16 protein-coding genes are annotated in these 18,506 nt (G+C 58.6%); 4 read left to right on the forward strand and 12 right to left on the reverse strand.

Features of this window, described 5'->3' with window-relative positions; genetic code table 11:
• Window positions 1-66: 66 nt before the first annotated feature.
• From UB90_RS04700 to UB90_RS04730, 7 genes are all read right to left on the reverse strand, one after another.
• Entirely contained in the window at window positions 67-1,449 is a 1,383-nt protein-coding gene (locus tag UB90_RS04700) for an aldehyde dehydrogenase family protein (protein WP_065325352.1), read from the reverse strand.
• 102 nt (window positions 1,450-1,551) lie between these two features.
• Complete coding sequence (locus UB90_RS04705) at window positions 1,552-2,904, reverse strand: glutamine synthetase family protein (protein ID WP_065325386.1); 1,353 nt, start codon at window positions 2,902-2,904, stop codon at window positions 1,552-1,554.
• A 75-nt stretch (window positions 2,905-2,979) separates the two neighbouring features.
• Window positions 2,980-4,014 carry a TRAP transporter substrate-binding protein gene (locus tag UB90_RS04710; RefSeq protein WP_005616007.1) on the reverse strand — a complete coding sequence of 345 codons (1,035 nt, stop codon included), beginning with the start codon at window positions 4,012-4,014 and terminating at the stop codon, window positions 2,980-2,982.
• A gap of 29 nt (window positions 4,015-4,043) precedes the next feature.
• Window positions 4,044-4,781: a DUF4336 domain-containing protein gene (locus UB90_RS04715; protein ID WP_065325353.1), complete on the reverse strand. Its 738-nt coding sequence runs from the start codon at window positions 4,779-4,781 to the stop codon at window positions 4,044-4,046.
• On the reverse strand, window positions 4,771-6,090 hold the full coding sequence (locus UB90_RS04720; RefSeq protein WP_009177391.1) for a TRAP transporter large permease: 1,320 nt from the start codon (window positions 6,088-6,090) through the stop codon (window positions 4,771-4,773). The genes UB90_RS04715 and UB90_RS04720 overlap by 11 nt, the downstream gene beginning before the upstream one ends.
• Complete coding sequence (locus UB90_RS04725) at window positions 6,087-6,674, reverse strand: TRAP transporter small permease subunit (protein WP_065325354.1); 588 nt, start codon at window positions 6,672-6,674, stop codon at window positions 6,087-6,089. The genes UB90_RS04720 and UB90_RS04725 overlap by 4 nt, the downstream gene beginning before the upstream one ends.
• Window positions 6,671-7,435, reverse strand: a complete 765-nt coding sequence (locus UB90_RS04730) for an N-formylglutamate amidohydrolase (protein WP_065325387.1) — start codon at window positions 7,433-7,435, stop codon at window positions 6,671-6,673. The genes UB90_RS04725 and UB90_RS04730 overlap by 4 nt, the downstream gene beginning before the upstream one ends.
• Before the next feature lie 113 nt (window positions 7,436-7,548).
• Here UB90_RS04730 and UB90_RS04735 point away from each other — a divergent pair, with 113 nt between their 5' ends.
• The 3 genes from UB90_RS04735 (at window position 7,549) to UB90_RS04745 (ending at window position 10,728) form a co-directional block, all read left to right on the forward strand.
• Window positions 7,549-8,406: a MurR/RpiR family transcriptional regulator gene (locus tag UB90_RS04735; RefSeq protein WP_065325355.1), complete on the forward strand. Its 858-nt coding sequence runs from the start codon at window positions 7,549-7,551 to the stop codon at window positions 8,404-8,406.
• A 61-nt stretch (window positions 8,407-8,467) separates the two neighbouring features.
• Window positions 8,468-9,622 carry an AMP-binding protein gene (locus UB90_RS04740; protein WP_065325356.1) on the forward strand — a complete coding sequence of 385 codons (1,155 nt, stop codon included), beginning with the start codon at window positions 8,468-8,470 and terminating at the stop codon, window positions 9,620-9,622.
• Window positions 9,622-10,728 (forward strand): thiolase family protein, encoded by a 1,107-nt coding sequence (locus UB90_RS04745; protein WP_065325357.1) that lies wholly within the window; start codon window positions 9,622-9,624, stop codon window positions 10,726-10,728. The genes UB90_RS04740 and UB90_RS04745 overlap by 1 nt, the downstream gene beginning before the upstream one ends.
• 67 nt (window positions 10,729-10,795) lie before the next feature.
• On the opposite strand, the gene katG is transcribed toward UB90_RS04745, so the two are convergent.
• Window positions 10,796-13,012, reverse strand: a complete 2,217-nt coding sequence (gene katG, locus UB90_RS04750) for a catalase/peroxidase HPI (protein WP_065325358.1) — start codon at window positions 13,010-13,012, stop codon at window positions 10,796-10,798.
• A 174-nt stretch (window positions 13,013-13,186) separates the two neighbouring features.
• Between katG and UB90_RS04755 the strand changes: the two genes are divergently transcribed.
• Window positions 13,187-14,110, forward strand: a complete 924-nt coding sequence (locus UB90_RS04755) for a hydrogen peroxide-inducible genes activator (protein ID WP_065325359.1) — start codon at window positions 13,187-13,189, stop codon at window positions 14,108-14,110.
• A gap of 11 nt (window positions 14,111-14,121) precedes the next feature.
• Here the strand turns inward: UB90_RS04755 and UB90_RS04760 are convergent, their stop codons facing one another.
• From UB90_RS04760 to UB90_RS04775, 4 genes are read right to left on the reverse strand one after another with little or no spacing between them, the layout of a single operon-like run.
• Entirely contained in the window at window positions 14,122-14,910 is a 789-nt protein-coding gene (locus tag UB90_RS04760) for a carnitinyl-CoA dehydratase (protein ID WP_065325360.1), read from the reverse strand.
• On the reverse strand, window positions 14,907-16,946 hold the full coding sequence (locus UB90_RS04765; protein WP_065325361.1) for an acetate--CoA ligase family protein: 2,040 nt from the start codon (window positions 16,944-16,946) through the stop codon (window positions 14,907-14,909). The genes UB90_RS04760 and UB90_RS04765 overlap by 4 nt, the downstream gene beginning before the upstream one ends.
• Window positions 16,947-16,952: 6 nt before the next feature.
• Window positions 16,953-17,267: an Rdx family protein gene (locus UB90_RS04770; RefSeq protein WP_009177470.1), complete on the reverse strand. Its 315-nt coding sequence runs from the start codon at window positions 17,265-17,267 to the stop codon at window positions 16,953-16,955.
• 2 nt (window positions 17,268-17,269) lie between these two features.
• The gene (locus tag UB90_RS04775; RefSeq protein ID WP_009177856.1) at window positions 17,270-18,433 is read right to left on the reverse strand and encodes an acyl-CoA dehydrogenase family protein; all 1,164 of its coding nucleotides are present in this window, start codon (window positions 18,431-18,433) and stop codon (window positions 17,270-17,272) included.
• Between the last annotated feature and the right edge of the window lie 73 nt (window positions 18,434-18,506).

An 18,506-nucleotide genomic window follows, 5' to 3' on the forward strand; every position in this document is an offset into this window, starting at 1 on the left:
AGGGGCGCTGCCCCCGCTTGCCATACGGCAAGCTCCCCCGAGATATTTTCAAGAAGTTGAAGGGCCTCAGCCCGTGACTTTTTTCAGGTGGTAGGACTTGGGGCGGGTCAGGTTGTGATAGCCGATCACCGAAAGGCCACCGCCGCGCCCGGTGTTCTTGCAGCCGGTCCAGCACAGAGCCGGATCGAGGTAGTCGGCGCGGTTCATGAACACGGTGCCGGTCTCGATCTGGTCACCCACCGCCTGTGCGCGCTCCAGATCCTTGGTCCAGATCGAGGCGGTGAGACCAAATTCGCTGTCGTTCATCAGCTTGATCGCTTCTTGGTCGGAAGAGACCTTCATGATGCCAACGACCGGGCCGAAACTCTCGTCGCGCATCACCCGCATCTCATGAGTGACATTGGTCAGGATCTGCGGTGTCAGATAGGCGCCGCCATCATCGGCCTCCATGGTGGCGATATGGGCCACGGCGCCCTGTTCGACCGCCTCGGAGATCTGGTCGCGCACCTCTTTGGCAAAGCGCACATTGGCCATCGGGCCGATGGTCGTCTCCGCCTCAAGCGGGTTGCCGAGCTTGTAGCCGTTGACCACCGCCAGCGCCTTTTCAAGGAAGCTGTCATAGAGGCTTTCATGCACGTAGATGCGTTCGATGCCACAGCAGCACTGGCCGGAGTTGAACATGGCCCCGTCGATCAGCGTGTCGACCGCCGCATCCACATCGGCGTCCTCCATGACATAGCCGGGATCCTTGCCGCCCAGTTCGGTGCCCACGCCGGTGAAAGTGCCCGCTGCGGCACGTTCCATTGCCTGACCACCGCCGACGGAGCCGGTGAAGTTCACAAAATCAAACGCCTTCTCGGCAATCAGTGCCGAAGTGATGTCGTGATCGAGGAACACATTCTTGAACACATCCTGGGGTACGCCTGCCGCGTGGAAGGCCTGCGCCATACGCTCGCCTACCAGCAGGGTCTGGGTTGCATGTTTCAGCACCACGGTGTTGCCCGCGATCAGCGCCGGAGCAACCGTATTGATCGCTGTCATGTAAGGATAGTTCCAAGGCGCCACCACAAAGACCACGCCATGGGGAATGCGCTTGATGTAGCGTTTGAACGTCGCGTCCTCACCGACCTCGATATCCGCCAGCGACTCAGCCGCGATCTTCGCCATATGCGATGCGCGTTCGTTGAACCCGCCAAACTCGCCGCCAAACCGCACGGGACGGCCCATCATATGGGCAAGCTCGGGCACGATGTCATCGTTCATCTCGCCAATGGCGGCGACACCTGCCATCACGAGGTCAATGCGCTCCTGAAGCGGGCGCGCCGCCCAAGCCTTCTGCGCAGTCCGCACCGCAGCCACCTCGGCGCGGGCGGCGTCCAGATCCAGCGTCTCGCGGCTGGCGTAGACCGATCCATCGATCGGCGAAATACAATTCAGTGTCTTGCCCATTGGCCAACTCCTCCGGGGGCGCAGGATACGGCCCCGATTATCTTCATCTTCTCCCAAATATCCCGGGGGTGCGGGGGCTGGCCCCCGCCTATCCGCCAGATATCAGGCTTTCTCAAACCCGCGTGCGATCTCGTAATCTGTCACCACACGGTTGAACTCTTCGATCTCCCACTCCGCCGCGCGGGCGTAATGGGTGATCACCTCTTCGCCAAACGCCTCGCGCAGCATGTCGGACGCCAAAAGCGCCTCGCGCGCCTCAAGCAGGCTGCGCGGAATATGTTGCGGAGCGTCGTTCGCATAGGCGTCGCCGTTGAACGGATCTTGCAGGTCCAGCTTTTCCTCGATCCCCTTGAGGCCCGCCGCCAGCATTGCCGCCTGTGCCAGATAGGGGTTCATGTCGGACCCCGGAACCCGGCATTCAACCCGTACGCCTTTGGTGCTGTCACCGCACAGGCGGAACGCCGCCGTACGATTGTCCACCGACCAAACCACCTGCGTCGGCGCAAAGGTGCCCTTGGCGAAACGCTTGTAGCTGTTGATGTAGGGCGCCATGAAATAGGTGTAGTCAGCGGCGTATTTCAACAGCCCCGCCATATAATGGTCCATCAACTTGGACTTGCCCAGCGGTGCGCTCTCATCGAAAAACGCGTTTGACCCTTCTTTCCACAACGACTGATGCACATGCGCGGCAGAGCCGACCCGCTCGTGGTGCCATTTGGGAAGGAAAGTCGCGGCAAAGCCCTGCTGATGCGCGATTTCTTTAATACCATGTTTGGCGATAGTGTGATGATCCGCAGTTGCGAGCGCCGCATCATATTTGATGTTGAGCTCTTCCTGACCAGCCTCTGCCTCGCCCTTGGAACCTTCAATCGGTAGCCCCATGGCGCGCAGATGATTGCGGATCGGGCGCATCACAGGTTCCTCCTTGGAGGTCTGCATGATGCTGTAATCTTCGTTGTAGGTGGAGATCGGTTCAAGGTTCTGAAACCCACCTGCGGCGATCTCATCATGGGTGCCTTTAAAGAGGAAGAACTCCAGCTCGGTCGCCATCACTGGCGACAGGCCCAGCTCTTCGCAGCGGGCGATCTGCGCCTTCAGCATTTCGCGCGGCGAATGCGCGACGGGTGCATGGGTGTGGTGATCAATCACATCGCACAAAACCATGGCAGTCCCGTCGAGCCATGGCACCGGCCGCAGCGTCGAGAGGTCCGGCTTCATGATATAGTCGCCGTAGCCGCGCTCCCAACTGGTGGAGGCATAGCCATCGGGCGTGGCCATCGCAAGGTCGGTGGCCAGCAGATAGTTGCAGCAGTGGGTTTCACCCTCGGCCATCTCAAGAAAGGCCTCGGCGTGGAAGCGTTTGCCCATCAGGCGGCCTTGCATATCCACAATGCAAACCAAAACCGTATCCACCTGTCCGGCGGCGATCTGTTCCTTGAGATCCTCGAAAGTCATCTGGCGTTCCCTGTTGTTCTGACAGGGGGCAAGGTAAAACCCCGCCCCCGACATATGTTGGTTTTATTGTTGCGATCAGCCGTAGCGGTACGGACGACCAGCCTTCGCCATATCGGCGTTGTATTTTTTGAAGACTTCCACGACCTTTGCCTTGGTCTCGGACTCGGCGGCGATTTCGTCCCAGAACTTCACGGCGGCGTCTTCGACCTGCTGCCATTCGGCATCGGGGATCGATGTGAGCTTCAGCTTGTCGCCATTCACGCGCAAAGACGCCTCGCCACCCCAGTACCACCACTGACGGTAGTAGTGCGACTGATCTGTACAGACGCGGAACAGAGCCTGTAGATCCTCAGGCAGCTCATTCCAGCGATCCATGTTGGCAAAGAAGCTCCCCGCCCATGCACCGGAAATGTTGTTGGTCAGGAAGTAGTTGGTCACATCGGCCCAACCCACGGTGTAGTCCTCGGTGATCCCGGACCACGCAACGCCATCCAGCTCGCCGGTCTGCATCGCAACTTCGATGTCTTCCCACGGCAGGGTCACAGGCACCACGCCAAACTGGCTCAGGAAACGACCCGCAGTCGGGAAGGTAAAGACCCGCTTGCCTTTGAGATCCTCAAGCGAGTTGATCGGATCTTTGGTGGCAAAGTGGCAGGGATCCCAGGAACCGGCAGAGATATGCTTGACGCCAACTTTGGAATATTCCGCGTCCCAGATCTCATTGAGGCCGTATTGGTTAAACAGCACGGGCACGTCGAGGGAATAGCGGGATGCAAATGGGAAGTAGCCGCCAAAGACGGTGACTTCGGTCGGCGACGCCATGGAGTCATCATCTGACTGCACCGCATCAATCGTGCCTTTTTGCATGGCGCGGAACAGCTCGCCGGTTGGGACAAGCTGATCGGCGTAGAACAGCTCGATCTGCATGCGGTCGCCTGCGATCTTGTTAAACATCTCGATCGCCGGATCAATCACATGAGCCGCAAGCGCAGGACCTGCATAGGTCTGCATACGCCATGTGATTTTGCCGGAAGCCAGAGCCGGGGCAGCCAGTGGCGCAGCCGCAGCGCCCAGCGCTGTGGTCTTTAGAAAATTACGACGTGTTGTCATGTCTTTCAGTCTCCTCTGTCGGACTTGGTTCAATGGCTGTGTGCGCAGGGCTTCAGCCGTCTGAATCCTTCCCGGAGCCGTTGCGGTGCATTCTCGCGAAGGATGTCGCCATGCGCGAGCACGACGATTTTGGGGTGCCAATCCAGCATACGGGTCAGTGCATTGCGCAATTTGTCCCGACCGCCTGTGAAGGACATCCAGATGTCCAGCGGCATTTTTCCGTGGGGCGCGAGAATTCCCGCAACCCATGCAAAGGGCCGCACCCACAAGGGCAGATCCTTTGCGTGCATGTTCTCAATGAGGTCAGTCAGCACAAGCGTGCGGCTCTTTTTGTGGAAAAAGACGACCTCAGTGTGAACCTTACTTCCCTCGACAATGAGTTGGTCTAAGTCCTCTGCCCATTCAGGCGCGGGTGCTTCGGCCAAATCTCGGTCGAAAGTAATCTTTACATTCCGGCTTTCTGCACGTGCGCGCACTCCCGGTGACGCCCAACTGGTGGCCTCAGGATAGCGAGCCGCCCAGTCCCCGATATAGGCGTAGTGAATCCAGTTTGGCGAGACCAGATGCCGGATCGGCCCCAGCTCTTCAAGTGCCGCTGCCAGTTCTGGTGTCCAGTTAATGGGCGAGTGCAAAAACAGATCCCCGTTGGCCAGCCGAATGACCGTCATCCGCGTCGGGAAAGGGATCCGGTAAAAGTCGATGGTCGGGCCATCTACGATCCAGATATCCTCCGCCAATGGCGTCAGAAGGGGCGCCTCACTTGCCATACACGGTCTCCGGCAGCCAGAGCGCGATTTGCGGGAACACCATGATGATTCCGAGCGCTACAACCATGATCGCCACAAAGGGCACGATGGAGCGGTAGATATCGGTAAGCGAAATCTCTGGCGGGGCCATAGCCCGCATCAGGAACAGATTGTAGCCGAAGGGAGGCGTCATATAGGCGATCTGGGTGGTGATCGTATAGAGCACGCCATACCAGACCAGATCAAAGCCAAGTGCCGCAACCAGAGGCACATAGAGCGGTGCCACAATCACCAGCATCGCGGTATCATCAAGGAAGGTGCCCATGATGATGAAGCTGAGCTGCATCAGGATCAGGATCATCCAAGGATTGAGGCCCAGCTGCTCGGTGAACAGGCTATCGATGGCCTTCACGGCACCAAGCCCGTCAAACACCGCGCCAAAACCAAGCGCTGCAAGGATGATCCACATGAACATGCAGGAAATCGCCAGCGTGTTCTTGGTGCAGGATTCAAAGATCTTCCACGTCATGCGCCGCTTAGCAATGGATGCAGCCAGCGCGGTCAGCGCACCGATGGCGGAGCTTTCCACCAGCGAGGTCCAGCCATTCACGAAAGGCACCATCATCGCGGCAAAGATCAAGAGCGGCAGAGCACCGGCCCCGAGGAGGCGTAGTTTCTCGGCACGCGGCACCTCATGGGCATCTTCCATCGCAGGACCGAGCGCCGGGTTCGCCTTGCAGCGCAGCCAGATGTAGATGATGAACAGGCCCGCCATCATCAGCCCCGGCAACACGCCTGCAAGCCACAGTTGCCCCACCGGCTGGCGCGCGATCATCGCATAGAGCACCAGCACCACCGAGGGCGGCACCAGAATGCCGAGCGAAGACCCGGCCTGAATAACACCGGTCACCATGGTTTTGTCATAGCCACGGCGCAGCAGCTCCGGCAGCGCGATCGTGGCGCCGATCGCCATACCCGCGACCGACAGACCGTTCATCGCCGAAACCAGAACCATCAGACCAATGGTGCCGATTGCGAGACCGCCATTGATCGGCCCCATCCAGACATGGAACATCTTGTAAAGGTCATCGGCGAGGCGGCTCTCGCTCAGCACGTAGCCCATGAAGATGAACATCGGCAGCGTCAGCAGCGGATACCATTTCATCAGCTTCATCGCCGCTGAGAACGGGATATCGTACCCCCCCACGCCCCAGAGCAGGAGCGCCGCCACGGCCCCAACGGCACCGATCGCACCAAAGACGCGCTGCCCGGTGAAGAGCATCAGCATCATCGATGCAAACATGAAGATGGCGATATATTCCTGGCTCATGAGAGGCGCTCGCTTGGGATGTCGTGGCCCTTGAGGCGGGCAATGTCTTTGAAGAGTTCCGAGATGGCCTGCAACAGCATCAGGAAAAAGCCGAAGACCATGATGGATTTGATCGGCCAGATGAAGGGGCGCCACGCGGTGGAGGCACGCTCCATATGACCCACTTCCTCAGCCCCGGTGATCAAACCCCAGAAGAAGGCAAAGGGATTGTCGCCCCAATAGCCTAAGGAATAGGCCGTGGAGCCGAGGCCGCCGTAGAACAGAATGCCCAGATAGGTGATGAGCGCCAGCACGGTGAAGGCGTCAAACCAGGCTTTCCGACGCGTCGACCAGTTGTGATAGAACAGATCCATACGCACGTTTGACCCGATCTGAATCGAATAGGGGCCACCGAGAATGTAGTAGGTGACCATCGCAAACTGGGCCATTTCCAGCGTCCAGAGCGAAGGCAGAAAGAAGGTCTTGGAGATCGAGGACCACAGGAGGATCCCCATCATCGCAAACAGCCCCCACATCATCAGGCGGCCGATGCGATAGTTCACCGCATCCACCACTCGTACATATCCCAGCATGGCTCCGATCATGCGAACCTCTCCTCCAGAGTGGCGCGAATCCAAGGCGCGAGCACCGCAGCCCAATGGTCCTGCTGATCCGCTGTGGCAATCAGATCGTTGCGGATCTCGAGCATCACGTTCAGCAATCCGTTGTCGCAACCGTGCATATCCAGCGTATGGGCGACGCCGTCGCTGGCGCTGTAGGGTTCATTGAGGCGCGTATTCCATTGCAGGCCCTCGGGTTGATGCGCCAGCATCGCCTGCGCAAAGCGGTCATCGCGGCCGTGCAGCAGACCCAGTTCCACCGCGCGGGTTTCGCCCTTGTAGACCGGGGTGAAGCTGTGCACCGTAACCATCAGGCGCAGTGCCGTTTTGCGGGCGGCGATTTCCGCGGCCAAAGCGGCGCGGAACGGTTCATAGACCGCCTCCACCCGCTGCGCGCGCGCCGCATCCGAAAGGTCGCGGTTGCCGGGAACGTCGAAAATCTCTGAGGTTGCGGGAATCGCTGTCGGCGATTCAGGCGGGCGGTTCAAATCATAGACCAGCCGCGAAATACACCCCTCAATCAGTGGCCCTTGCAACAGTTCAGCCAGCTTGCGCGCCACACCCAGTGCACCAGGATCCCAGGCGATGTGGCTCTGACGGACCTCATCATCCAAGCCCAGCGCATCCAACTGTGTTGGAATCCAATTGGCAGCATGTTCACAGACAATGATAACCTCCGCATTTGCAGCGGAGGGCGTCTTGGCGAAGGAGGGACCGAAGTCAGAGGCAAGGGTATCCGTATTCATATGAAGCATGCTCTTCAGCCTGCCCCCTTCTGTCAATATACTTTCTGTAAAAATTCTTTCATCACGATCAAACCTGTAATAAAATGCTAAAAACACGAGCAGGAGGGCCGTGGATGCCGACGATCGCCGAGAAACTCAAAGCACGTGAATCTGACCTGACACGCGCAGAGCGGCAACTATCGGCAGCTATTCTGGACAACTACCCAATTCCTGGCCTCGGCAGCATCACGGAGCTTGCCGAACTGGCTGAGGTCTCCACGCCCACGGTGGCGCGTATGGTGCAAAAACTAGGGTTCTCGGGGTATCCGGAATTTCAACATGCCCTGCGGGAAGAGTTACGCGAAATCATCTCTAACCCAGTGGAAAAACGCGCAGAACAGACTCCCGATCTGCCAGAATCCCATATGCTGAACCGGTACGCGGTCGGTGTTTACGACAACATTCGGGCGACGCTGGAAAACGTAAATCTCGATGAGTTTGATACGCTCTGCACACTATTGGCAGACACAGATCGGCGGGTGCATATCGCAGGCGGAAGACTAAGTGGAACGCTCGCGCAGAACTTCTACCTGCACCTGCAAATGGTGCGAAGAGATGTCTTCATGATCCCACCGCGTGCCTCATGGACACACTCAGTTCTGGACCTCTTGCCCGGTGATACGCTGATTCTTTTTGACATCCGCCGCTATGAAAATGCCACGCTGTTGCTTGCCGAAATGGCGCATGAGCGCGGGGTGCAGGTTGTTCTGCTCACCGATCAGTGGCGCTCTCCGATCCAAAAAGTGGCAAAGTTCACCTTTGCCGCACGTATTGCTGTCCCCTCCGCATGGGATTCCGGCGTAGCACTTCTTTTGTTGATCGAGAGCATAATCGCCAAGATCCAAGAGGATCACTGGGAGACGGTCAAAGCACGCACGGACGAGTTGGAAGCCGCTTTCGACCGTACGCGCCTGTTTCGCAAATTCACCTGAGGTCTGTTCCCGGCCCCGATCCAGCGATACCTTGCGCTGATAGGGACACGTGAGACGAACAATGACCAACAGCCACGACAGATTTCAACTCTCGCCAGAGACACGAGTCCTGACACCAGACGTGAAGGGGCTGTCGGAATTGTTGCTGGCGCTGCGTGAAGGACACTCCATTCTCGCACGTCCAAGCGACACTCCCATCGAGATCCGTCCAGAGCCGGTGCAGTGGCTCTATTGTCAAAGCTCTGGCTCCACCGGTTTTGCCAAAACCATTCGACGCACGCCGCACAGTTGGATCAGCAGCTTCGAGATGGATCGAGAGATATTTGCGCTCCACTCAGGGGATGTCTACGCGAGCCTCGGCAACCTCTCTCACTCACTGACCTTATTTGCAGCCGTCTCCGCCTGCCATATCGGTGCGGATCTGGCGATGCTTGGCGGGAGCGGGCCGCGCAGGCAACTGGAGCAGCTGGAGACGCTGGGGGTAACGGTGCTATATGCCACGCCAGCACAGCTACGCCTGCTATTGCGTGCGGCAGAAGAGAAGTACCTGCCTCACGTCCGGCTGCTGTTTTCATCTGGCGGCAAGCTTGACGATGACACGCGGTCAAACTTGATGCACCTGCTCCCACACTGCAACATTCATGAGATCTTTGGCGCGACGGAGACAAGCTACATGACCCTTGCAGGCCCGGATGCACCGGCGGGTTCTGTTGGCAAGCCCTACCCGAGTGTCGAGATTAAGGTCACGGATGCCGATGCGAACGGCGTGGGTGAGATCTGGATCCGCAGCCCGTTTGTCTTTGACGGCTATGCAGAAGGTCACAGCGCTGAAACCCGCTGGGAGGAGGGGTGGCTTTCCATTGGCGAAATGGGCAGGCTCGATGCTTCTGGAAATCTTTACCCGAAGGGGCGGCGTAACCGCATGGTCACGGTCGCCGACAAAAACGTATTTCCCGAAGAGATCGAAGCTGTCTTAATGCGCGCTGATGGCGTGGAGATGGCGGTTGCGCTCTCTTTTCCTGATGAACTGCGCGGGCATCAAATCGTGGCGGTTGTTCAGGGGAGCGCTGATCTGAACGCACTCAGGCATCTGTGCCGCGCCGAAATCGGCGGCCATGCGGTCCCGCGTGAGTTCCATGTAGTTGAGTCCATTCCGATGCTGGCTGCGGGCAAACCTGACCTGCAAACCTTAAAGCGCATGTGGGACGCATCCTGATGCCACGGATCATTGCTGCGCGCAGAACGGCTGTGGTGCCAAAGGGTGGGAAATTTGCCTTATTAGAGCCGCATGAGCTGGCCTCACCAGTTATTCGCGCCTGCCTTGCAGATGCAGGTATTGCGGCACATGAGGTCGGAGAGTTGATCCTGTCAAATGCACTTGCCGGGGGTGGTAACCCCGCCAGAATTGCAGCATTGGCAGCGGGTTTACCCGAACATGTGGCCGGGCTCAGCATAGATCGCCAATGTGCAGGCGGGCTTGATGCGATCCTGCTCGGGCATGCCTTGGTGCAGGCAGGACACCATAAGGTGGTCATCGCCGGTGGCGCTGAGAGTTACTCCCGCCGCCCGCTGCGCAGCCGCACCTTTGCTGATGGACGCCCGCCCGAGCCCTACTCACAAGCCCGATTTACACCTTGGCCAGAACGCGACCCAGACATGGCTCAGGCGGCGGCGGAACTGTCACGCAAGATTGGTATCACGCGCGCAGAACAAGACGCATGGGCCCAGCGCAGCCATGCGCTTGCTTTGTCACATGCGACCTGCCGCATGCGTGAAATCACTCCAGTAAGTGATGTTTCCGAGGATGCCTTCACCCGCAATTTGACGTCGCGCCATTGCGAGCGGGCCAGAGTTGTGAGCGGTGATATCACAGCCGCAAATATGGCGGTTGCAGCGGATGCAGCGGCATTTGTGGTCATTGTCAGCGACCAAATGGCAAAACGCCTAAATATGCGGGGGCTGACCCTGATCGAGGGCGCAACCCTTGGCGCGGTACCCGATCAACCCGGCCTTGCCCCAATCTCTGCCATCAAACACGTGCTGAAACGCGCAGACGTAGATCACAAAACCCTACAGCGGGCCGAGATTATGGAAGCCTTTGCAGTTCAGGCGCTGGCCTGCATCCGCGGCGCCCATCTGTCTGATAAGATCGTAAACCCCGCTGGTGGAGCATTGGCGCAAGGGCATCCGGTTGGGGCATCCGGTGCGATCCTTGTCGTGCGGCTGTTTCATGCCTTGCGGACAGGTGATGCCCCTGCCCTTGCAGCAATTGCCGCTGCGGGTGGCATTGGCAGTGCGGCACTTTTTGAAGCCATAGAATAAATAAGTCTGATAATAAAAAGGCGCCGCGACATGCGACGCCTTTTCCATGCTCATGAACGTGTGAAGATCACTTCAGATCGAAACGGTCGAGCTCCATCACCTTGACCCACGCGTTGACAAAATCGGCAACCATTTTGCCAGCGTTGTCGTCCTGCGCATAGACCTCAGAGATCGCGCGCAGCTGCGAGTTGGAGCCAAAGATCAGATCAGCACGGGTGCCGGTCCATTTCACATCACCGGTGGCACGATCCGCACCCTCAAACACCTCACCACTGTCATCCGTGGCCGTCCATTTGGTGTTCAGGTCCAGCACGTTGACGAAGAAGTCATTTGTCAACTGGCCCTTGCGGGTGGTCAGAACCCCATGCGCGCTGTCGCCGTAGGTGGCACCGATTGCACGCAAACCGCCAACCAGCACTGCCATTTCTGGAGCAGACAAGGTCAGAAGCTGTGCTTTGTCGACCAGCATTTCCTCGGTCGAGACCGAGAATTTCTTCGGCGCGTAGTTGCGGAACCCGTCGATTTGCGGCTCCATCACGTCGAAGCTTTCGACATCGGTCTGCGCGTCGGTGGCGTCGGTGCGGCCCGGTGTAAATGGCACGGTCACGTCATGACCGGCATCCTGGGCGGCCTTCTCAACAGCTGCCGAACCCGCCAGAACGATCAGATCCGCCAGTGACACTTTTTTGCCGCCACTTGCCGAACCGTTGAAGGACGCTTGAATACCTTCCAGCACGCCGAGGACTTTCTCCAGCTTTGCAGGCTCATTTACCGCCCAGTCTTTCTGCGGTGCCAGACGGATGCGTGCACCATTGGCGCCACCGCGCTTATCCGAGCCACGGAATGTGGAGGCCGATGACCATGCCACATAGACCAGCTCCTGAACCGACAGGCTGGAGGCCAGAATTTCAGCCTTCAGCGACGCCGCATCTGCATCGTCAATCAGAGCATGATCCACGGCGGGCACCGGATCCTGCCAGATCAGATCTTCGGCGGGGACATCTGCGCCAAGGTAGCAAGCCTTTGGTCCCATATCGCGGTGGGTCAGTTTGAACCATGCGCGCTTGAAAGCATCGGCAAACTCTTCCGGGTTCTCGTGGAAGCGCTTGGAGATCGGGCCGTAGATCGGGTCCATCTTCATCGCCATATCGGCGGTGGTCATCATGATCGGAACCTTCTTGCCGGAACCATCCACCTCGGGGGCGTGGTCCTCGTCCTTGAGGTCCTTGGCATGCCAAATCCACGCGCCAGCAGGGGATTTGGTCAATTCCCAGTCATAACCAAACAGCACGTCGAAATAGCCCATGTCCCACTGGATCGGGTTGGACGTCCATGCGCCCTCGATACCAGAGGTGATGGTGTCGACGCCCTTGCCGGATTTATGCGACGAGAGCCAGCCCTGCCCCATTGCCTCAATCGGCGCGGCTTCGGGTTCGGGGCCGACGGCCTCGACCGGGCCGTTGCCATGCGCCTTGCCGAAGGTGTGGCCACCAGCGGTCAGGGCCACAGTTTCCTCGTCATTCATCGCCATACGCGCAAAGGTTTCGCGAATGTCACGACCGGAGGCGATGGGATCCGGGTTGCCGTCGGGCCCTTCGGGATTCACGTAGATCAGGCCCATCTGCACCGCAGCCAGCGGGTCTTCCAGTTCGCGATCACCGGAATACCGTGCCTGTTCGTGATCCGATGTGGCGAGCCATTCGTCCTCGGCCCCCCAATAGATGTCTTCTTCGGGTTCCCAAACATCGGCACGACCACCACCAAAGCCAAAGGGCTTCAACCCCATGGATTCAATCGCGCAGTTGCCGGCGAGGATCATCAGGTCGGCCCAGGACAGGGCGTTGCCGTATTTCTTCTTGATCGGCCACAGCAGCATGCGGGCCTTGTCGAGGTTGCCGTTGTCCGGCCAGGAGTTCAGCGGTGCGAAACGCTGGGTCCCGGTGGCCCCCCCCCCGCGACCGTCTGCGGTCCGGTAGGTACCCGCCGAGTGCCATGCCATGCGGATCATCAACCCGCCATAGTGGCCATAATCCGCGGGCCACCAGTCCTGACTGTCGGTCATCAAGGCGATCAGGTCCTTCTTGACCGCGTCAAGATCGAGCCCCTTGAAGGCCTCGGCATAGTTGAAGTCTTCGCCCAACGGGTTCTGGCGTGTCTGATGCTGATGCAGGATCGCGAGGTTCAGCTGGTTTGGCCACCAATCGCGATTGGACCTACGCCCCTTGTTGGTGTTTGAACCGGAAAACGGGCAACCGCCGCCTGCTCCAATATCTTGTCCGTCCATATCTTCCTCCAGAAATTGTCCATGGTGGGGACTATTGTGACCTTAGTGGGCAAGCCGGATTGATCCGCAATTTGGCGAATCTCAGTGCCCGGCATCTGCCCTTGGTGATGACCCTAGCAAAGGTTCAGAATTATTCTAAGTTGCATTTTTTCATGGCAACGATAAGAAAAACCTATGATGAATATTACGCTCAAACAGCTCCGTTATTTTGAGGCCCTGACCCGGCATGGGCATTTTGGCCGTGCCGCAGACACCTGTGCAATCTCGCAACCGGCCTTGTCTGTGCAGATCAAGGAATTGGAGGAAACACTGGGCATCGTTCTGTTTGAACGTAGTGCGCGACATGTGCGGCTGACAGGGTTCGGGCAGGAATTTGCCGAGCGCGCGCGCGTGATCCTGCGTTCGGTGGATGAGTTGGGCGATCTGGCACGCGTGGCCCAAGACCGGATGGTCGGGCGTTTGCGGATCGGAGTGATCCCAACCGTTGCCCCATACCTGCTGCCCACTTTGATCCAACACTTGAATGCCAAACACGAAGGGCTTGATGTTCACATCCGCGAGACGCTGACCCAGCGGCTGATTACTGAGCTGCTGGATGGGCGTCTGGACACGGCTATCGTCGCTTTGCCCGTTTCAGAGCCGGGACTTACGGAAACCGCGCTCTTTGAGGAGAAATTTGTGCTGGTCCGTCAGGCCGAAGACGCAGATGCGCCTGTTCCTTCACCCGAGGGTATGCGGGAGATGAAGCTGCTGTTGCTGGAAGAAGGTCATTGTTTCCGCGACCAAGCCTTGTCCTTTTGCAGCCTGCGCCCAGTATTACCGCGCGACGGGCTGGATGGCAGCTCATTGTCCACGCTGGTCCAGATGGTCGGCGCGGGCATTGGGGTCACCATCATCCCAGAGATGGCGGTTCCTGTCGAAACCCGCTCTGCGCCAGTCTCACTTGCCCGTTTCCCCGGAGAAGAGCCGGGCCGCACCATCGGTATGGTCTGGCGTAAGACCAGCCCACTCGCCCCGCACCTGCAGAACATTGCCGAGGTGGTGCGCGACGCTGCCGAAGCGCTCGCTGACAGGCACAAGGACATCCTGCCAGCGTAACCCATTCTGTCTTAGCGCCCCTTCCAGACCGGGTCGCGTTTCTCCGCAAAGGCGCGGGCACCTTCTAGGTTATCCTCAGACCCATAGAGCACATCCACCGTGCGCAGCTGCCGACCGGTGACACGATTCATCGCATCCTGAAATTTGGCGTCTTCGGCATCGCGCACGATCTCCTTGATCGCCGCATAGACCAGTGGCGGGCCAGAGGCCAAGAGGCGGGCCAGCTCCCACGCGCGGTCCATCAACTGATCCGCCGCGAGGATCTCGTTCACCAGCCCCCAACGTTGCGCTTCTTCGGCGTCAAACCAGCGGCCCGTCAGCAAAAGCTCCATCGCAATGTGGTAAGGAATGCGCTTGGGCAGCTTGATCGACGCCGCATCCGCCACAGTGCCGGAGCGGATTTCCGGCAAAGCAAAGCTGGCGTGATCCGCGGCGAGGATCATGTCCGCAGAAAGCGCCAGCTCCAACCCGCCGCCACAGGCAATACCGTTCACCGCAGCAATCACCGGTTTGTTGAGGTCGCGCAGCTCCTGCAGTCCACCAAAGCCACCAACGCCATAATCGCCGTCCACCGCGTCACCGCCCGCTGCAGCCTTCAAATCCCAACCGGGACAGAAGAATTTTTCGCCACCGCCCGTGATGATGGCCACGCGCAGTTCATCGTCATCGCGAAAAGCCTGAAACGCCTCGCCCATCATGCGCGAGGTTGCAAGGTCAATGGCATTGGCCTTGGGCCGGTCCAACGTCACCTCTAAAACGGCGCCCTCGCGGCGGGTCTTAACCGGCGTGTGCTCAGTCATCGCAACATATCCTTTCTGCGTATCAGCGCATCTGCGGCCACCGCGTCGGACGGGGTACACAACAGCGGGTTGATTTCGATTTCTTCAAGGCCTTCAGCCTCCGCAACCACATAGGCCTCAACCGCGCGAATGGCGCGTAGAATCGCAGCACGATCCGCTGGCGGCGCACCGCGATACCCGGACAACAACGGCGCGATGCGCAAACTGTCGAGCGCCGTGTTCAGTGCTGCATCCGAGGCCGGCAACAACACGGAGGCGCTGTCTTGCATGATCTCTGTCAGCGTACCACCAGCCGCCAGTGTCAGCACAAACCCATGTGCAGGGTCTTTGACGACACCGACGAGCAATTCCGCCACCGCGCCGGTGACCATCTCTTCGACCAGAAACCGGTCTGTCGGCATGGCAACCGCGGCATCGCTCACGTCTTGGCCGCAAGTGAGGTTCAGCCTGACCGCGCCTTCTTCTGTTTTATGGGCGATACCTTCGCCCTTGAGCACCACTGGATAGCCGATATCGGCGGCGACCGCGCGGGCTGCAACCACACTGCGGGCCGGTTTGGAGCGCGGCACGCGTAGCCCAAATCGCGCCAGCCACGCCTTGGCTTTGCCCTCGGGCACCAGATCCGGATCGGGGTGGCTCTTAGTAGGAAGCAGCAACGGATGAGCCAGTTCCGGCAAGGGAAGCCCCGCAGCCTCAACCGCAGACATCGCCTCAGACAATCCCAACATCGGCACTACGCCCGCCGCAAGAAGCTGTTCGGCTACGTCTTCGGGCAACAGCTCTGGCAAGGACGCAACTATCGCGATGGGCTGACCTGTTTGCTGCCGCACCGCAATGGCTGCCTGAGTGACGCACTCCCAGTCTGACGGATCACAACGATCACCACGCGGAAAGTCCACCACAAGAAGCGTCATCGCCAATTGCGGATCAACCATGGCAGAGAAAGCCCGCGTCATCGCGTCAACGTCACGCCAGATATAAGTGTGATAGTCGAGCGGGTTTGCAAGCGCGACCATAGGGCCAAGCGCGGCACGCAAATCGGTGCGCTGTCGGTCATTCAGCGCCGGCAAGCTGACACCGCGCCCGTGCGCCGTATCGGCAGCAAGGCTTGCCTCGCCCCCGGAGCAACTGATTGTCGCGATGCGGGTCGAGGGCAGGCGTCCAACCACATGCATCAGCTTCAAGGTTTCCAGAAAAGACGGCAGATCATAAAGACGCGGGATGCCAAGTCGTGCCAACAATGCACCGGCTCCGGCATCCCCTCCTGCCAATGAAGCGGTATGTGACACTGTTGCGGCCCGCGCTTGTGCGGATCGGCCAACCTTTAGGGCGACGATCTGCTTTCCCAACTGACGCGCTTTCAGCGCCAACGCCTCAAACGCGCGCAGGTCGCCAAACCCCTCAATGTGGAGGCCGAGAACCGTGACGCGATCATCCTCCAACAGCGCCTCACCGATCTCTGCCAAGCCCGTCTGCGCCTGATTTCCGCAGGTCACAACATAGGCCAGCGGTAAGGCACGTTTCTGCATCGTCAGGTTGATCGCAATATTGGAACTTTGGGTGACAATCGCCACACCTTTTTCCACCCGCTGTCCACCATGCTGATCAGGCCAAAGGAGCGCTCCATCGAGATAATTGATAAAGCCGTAGCAATTGGGGCCCAAGACAGGCATATCGTCCGCTGCTTCCAGCAAGCGTTGCTGAAGACCAGCCCCTTCGCTGTCTTCAGCCTCGGCCTCTAAAAACCCGGACGCAAAACAAACCGCCCCACCTGCTCCACGCGCTGACAGCGCTTTGACCACATCAATGGTGGCAAGCCGGTTGATCCCGATGAAACTGGCATCCGGTGCGAAGGGCAGTGCCTCAATATCCCGGTACGCAGGCAGACCCGCAACCTCCTCGGCCTTTGGATGCACAGGCCAGATATCACCTGCAAATCCCATTTTGCGACATTGCTCAATCACTGCCGAACACCAGGTTCCGCCACCAATGACGGCGATTGAATCGGGTCTAAATAGCCTTTTTAGAGACTTCATGTGACTCTATTCACCTGCAGTTGGGCGGTCCAGATGCCCAAGGCTCTGTTCCGGGTTGATACAGTCACGTACGCGAGATTTAAGCTCCTTCACATCCGGAAACCCACCGTTCCGCTTACGCTCCCAGATGAGGTTCCCATCCACAGTAATTTCAAAGGTTCCGCCAATTTCGCCGGGTATCAATGTGACCCCGCCCAACTGGTCCTGAAACGTCGACAACAGTTCCTGACTCATCCACGCGGCGCGCAACAGCCAGTTGCAGCCAATGCAATAGGTGATGGTGACATGCGGTTTCTGTTCGGTCTGAGCGGGGTTGGACAAGGTCAGCCTCCAAGCGGTCTCAGCATCTCGCGGCTGATGATATGCCGCTGGATTTCACTGGTGCCCTCCCAGATACGCTCCACGCGCGCGTCGCGCCAGATGCGTTCGAGAGGGAGCTCGTCCATCAGCCCCATACCGCCATGGATCTGGATCGCCTCATCCGCAACCATGGCGAGCATTTCAGTGGCCTTCAGCTTGGCCATCGACATATCGCTCTCGGTAACAGTGCCCTGATCGAACTTCCAACCTGCCTCCCAAGTCAGCAGGTTTGCAGCTTTAAGCTCTGTCGCCATATCGGCCAGTTTAAAAGACACGCCTTGAAACTTGCCAATTTGCTGACCGAATTGTTTGCGTTCGGCGGCGTATTCCACCGCATGTTGCAACGCGCGTTCAGCGCGTCCGAGGCAGGTTGCCGCGACCTGAAGGCGGGTGGCACCCAGCCATGTATTTGCGACCTCAAACCCTTTATTCACCTCTCCCAAAACAGCCGAAGAAGGCAGGCGGCAGTCGTCGAACTCCAACACCTGATTGGTATAGCCCCGGTGTGAAACATTGCGATAGCCATCGCGCACGGTGAACCCAGGCGTGCCTTTGTCCACAAAAAACGCAGTGATCTTTTTCTTCTTGCCGCGTGGGGTTTCCTCCTCACCGGTTGCCATAAACACAATGGCGAAATCAGCCACATCTGCGTGTGATATGAAGTGCTTGGTCCCGTTGAGAATCCAGTCATCGCCATCGGTGCGCGCGGAGGCTGTCATGCCACGCAGATCAGATCCGGCGCCCGGCTCAGTCATCGCCAGACAGTCCCATTTCTCCCCACGAATACAGGGAAAGAGGTATTTTTCTTTCTGTTCTTCAGTGCCTGCCAACAGGATATTCGAAGGCCGCGCCACACCAGTCCAGTGAAGCGCATAATTCGCGCGGCCCAGTTCTTTTTCGTACATCAGCCAGGTGAGCGTATCGAGCCCTGCTCCCCCCACCTCTTCGGGCATGTTGGCGGCATACAGCCCGGCCTCGATGGCTTTTGTCTGGATCTCTTTCACCAGATCCATATCAAGATGACCGCTACGTTCGATTTCCAGCTCATGCGGGTAGAGTTCATTCTCAACAAAAGCCCGCGTGGTCTCGACGATCATCGCTTGTTCTTCTGTCATCCCAAAATGCATTGGCGCCTCCCGCATGCTGTTCGCTTGCGGTTGAGGGTAGGTCAGACTTAAGGTCACAACCATGCAGAGATGG

Source organism: Tritonibacter mobilis (assembly GCF_001681715.1).
GTDB lineage: Bacteria > Pseudomonadota > Alphaproteobacteria > Rhodobacterales > Rhodobacteraceae > Epibacterium > Epibacterium mobile.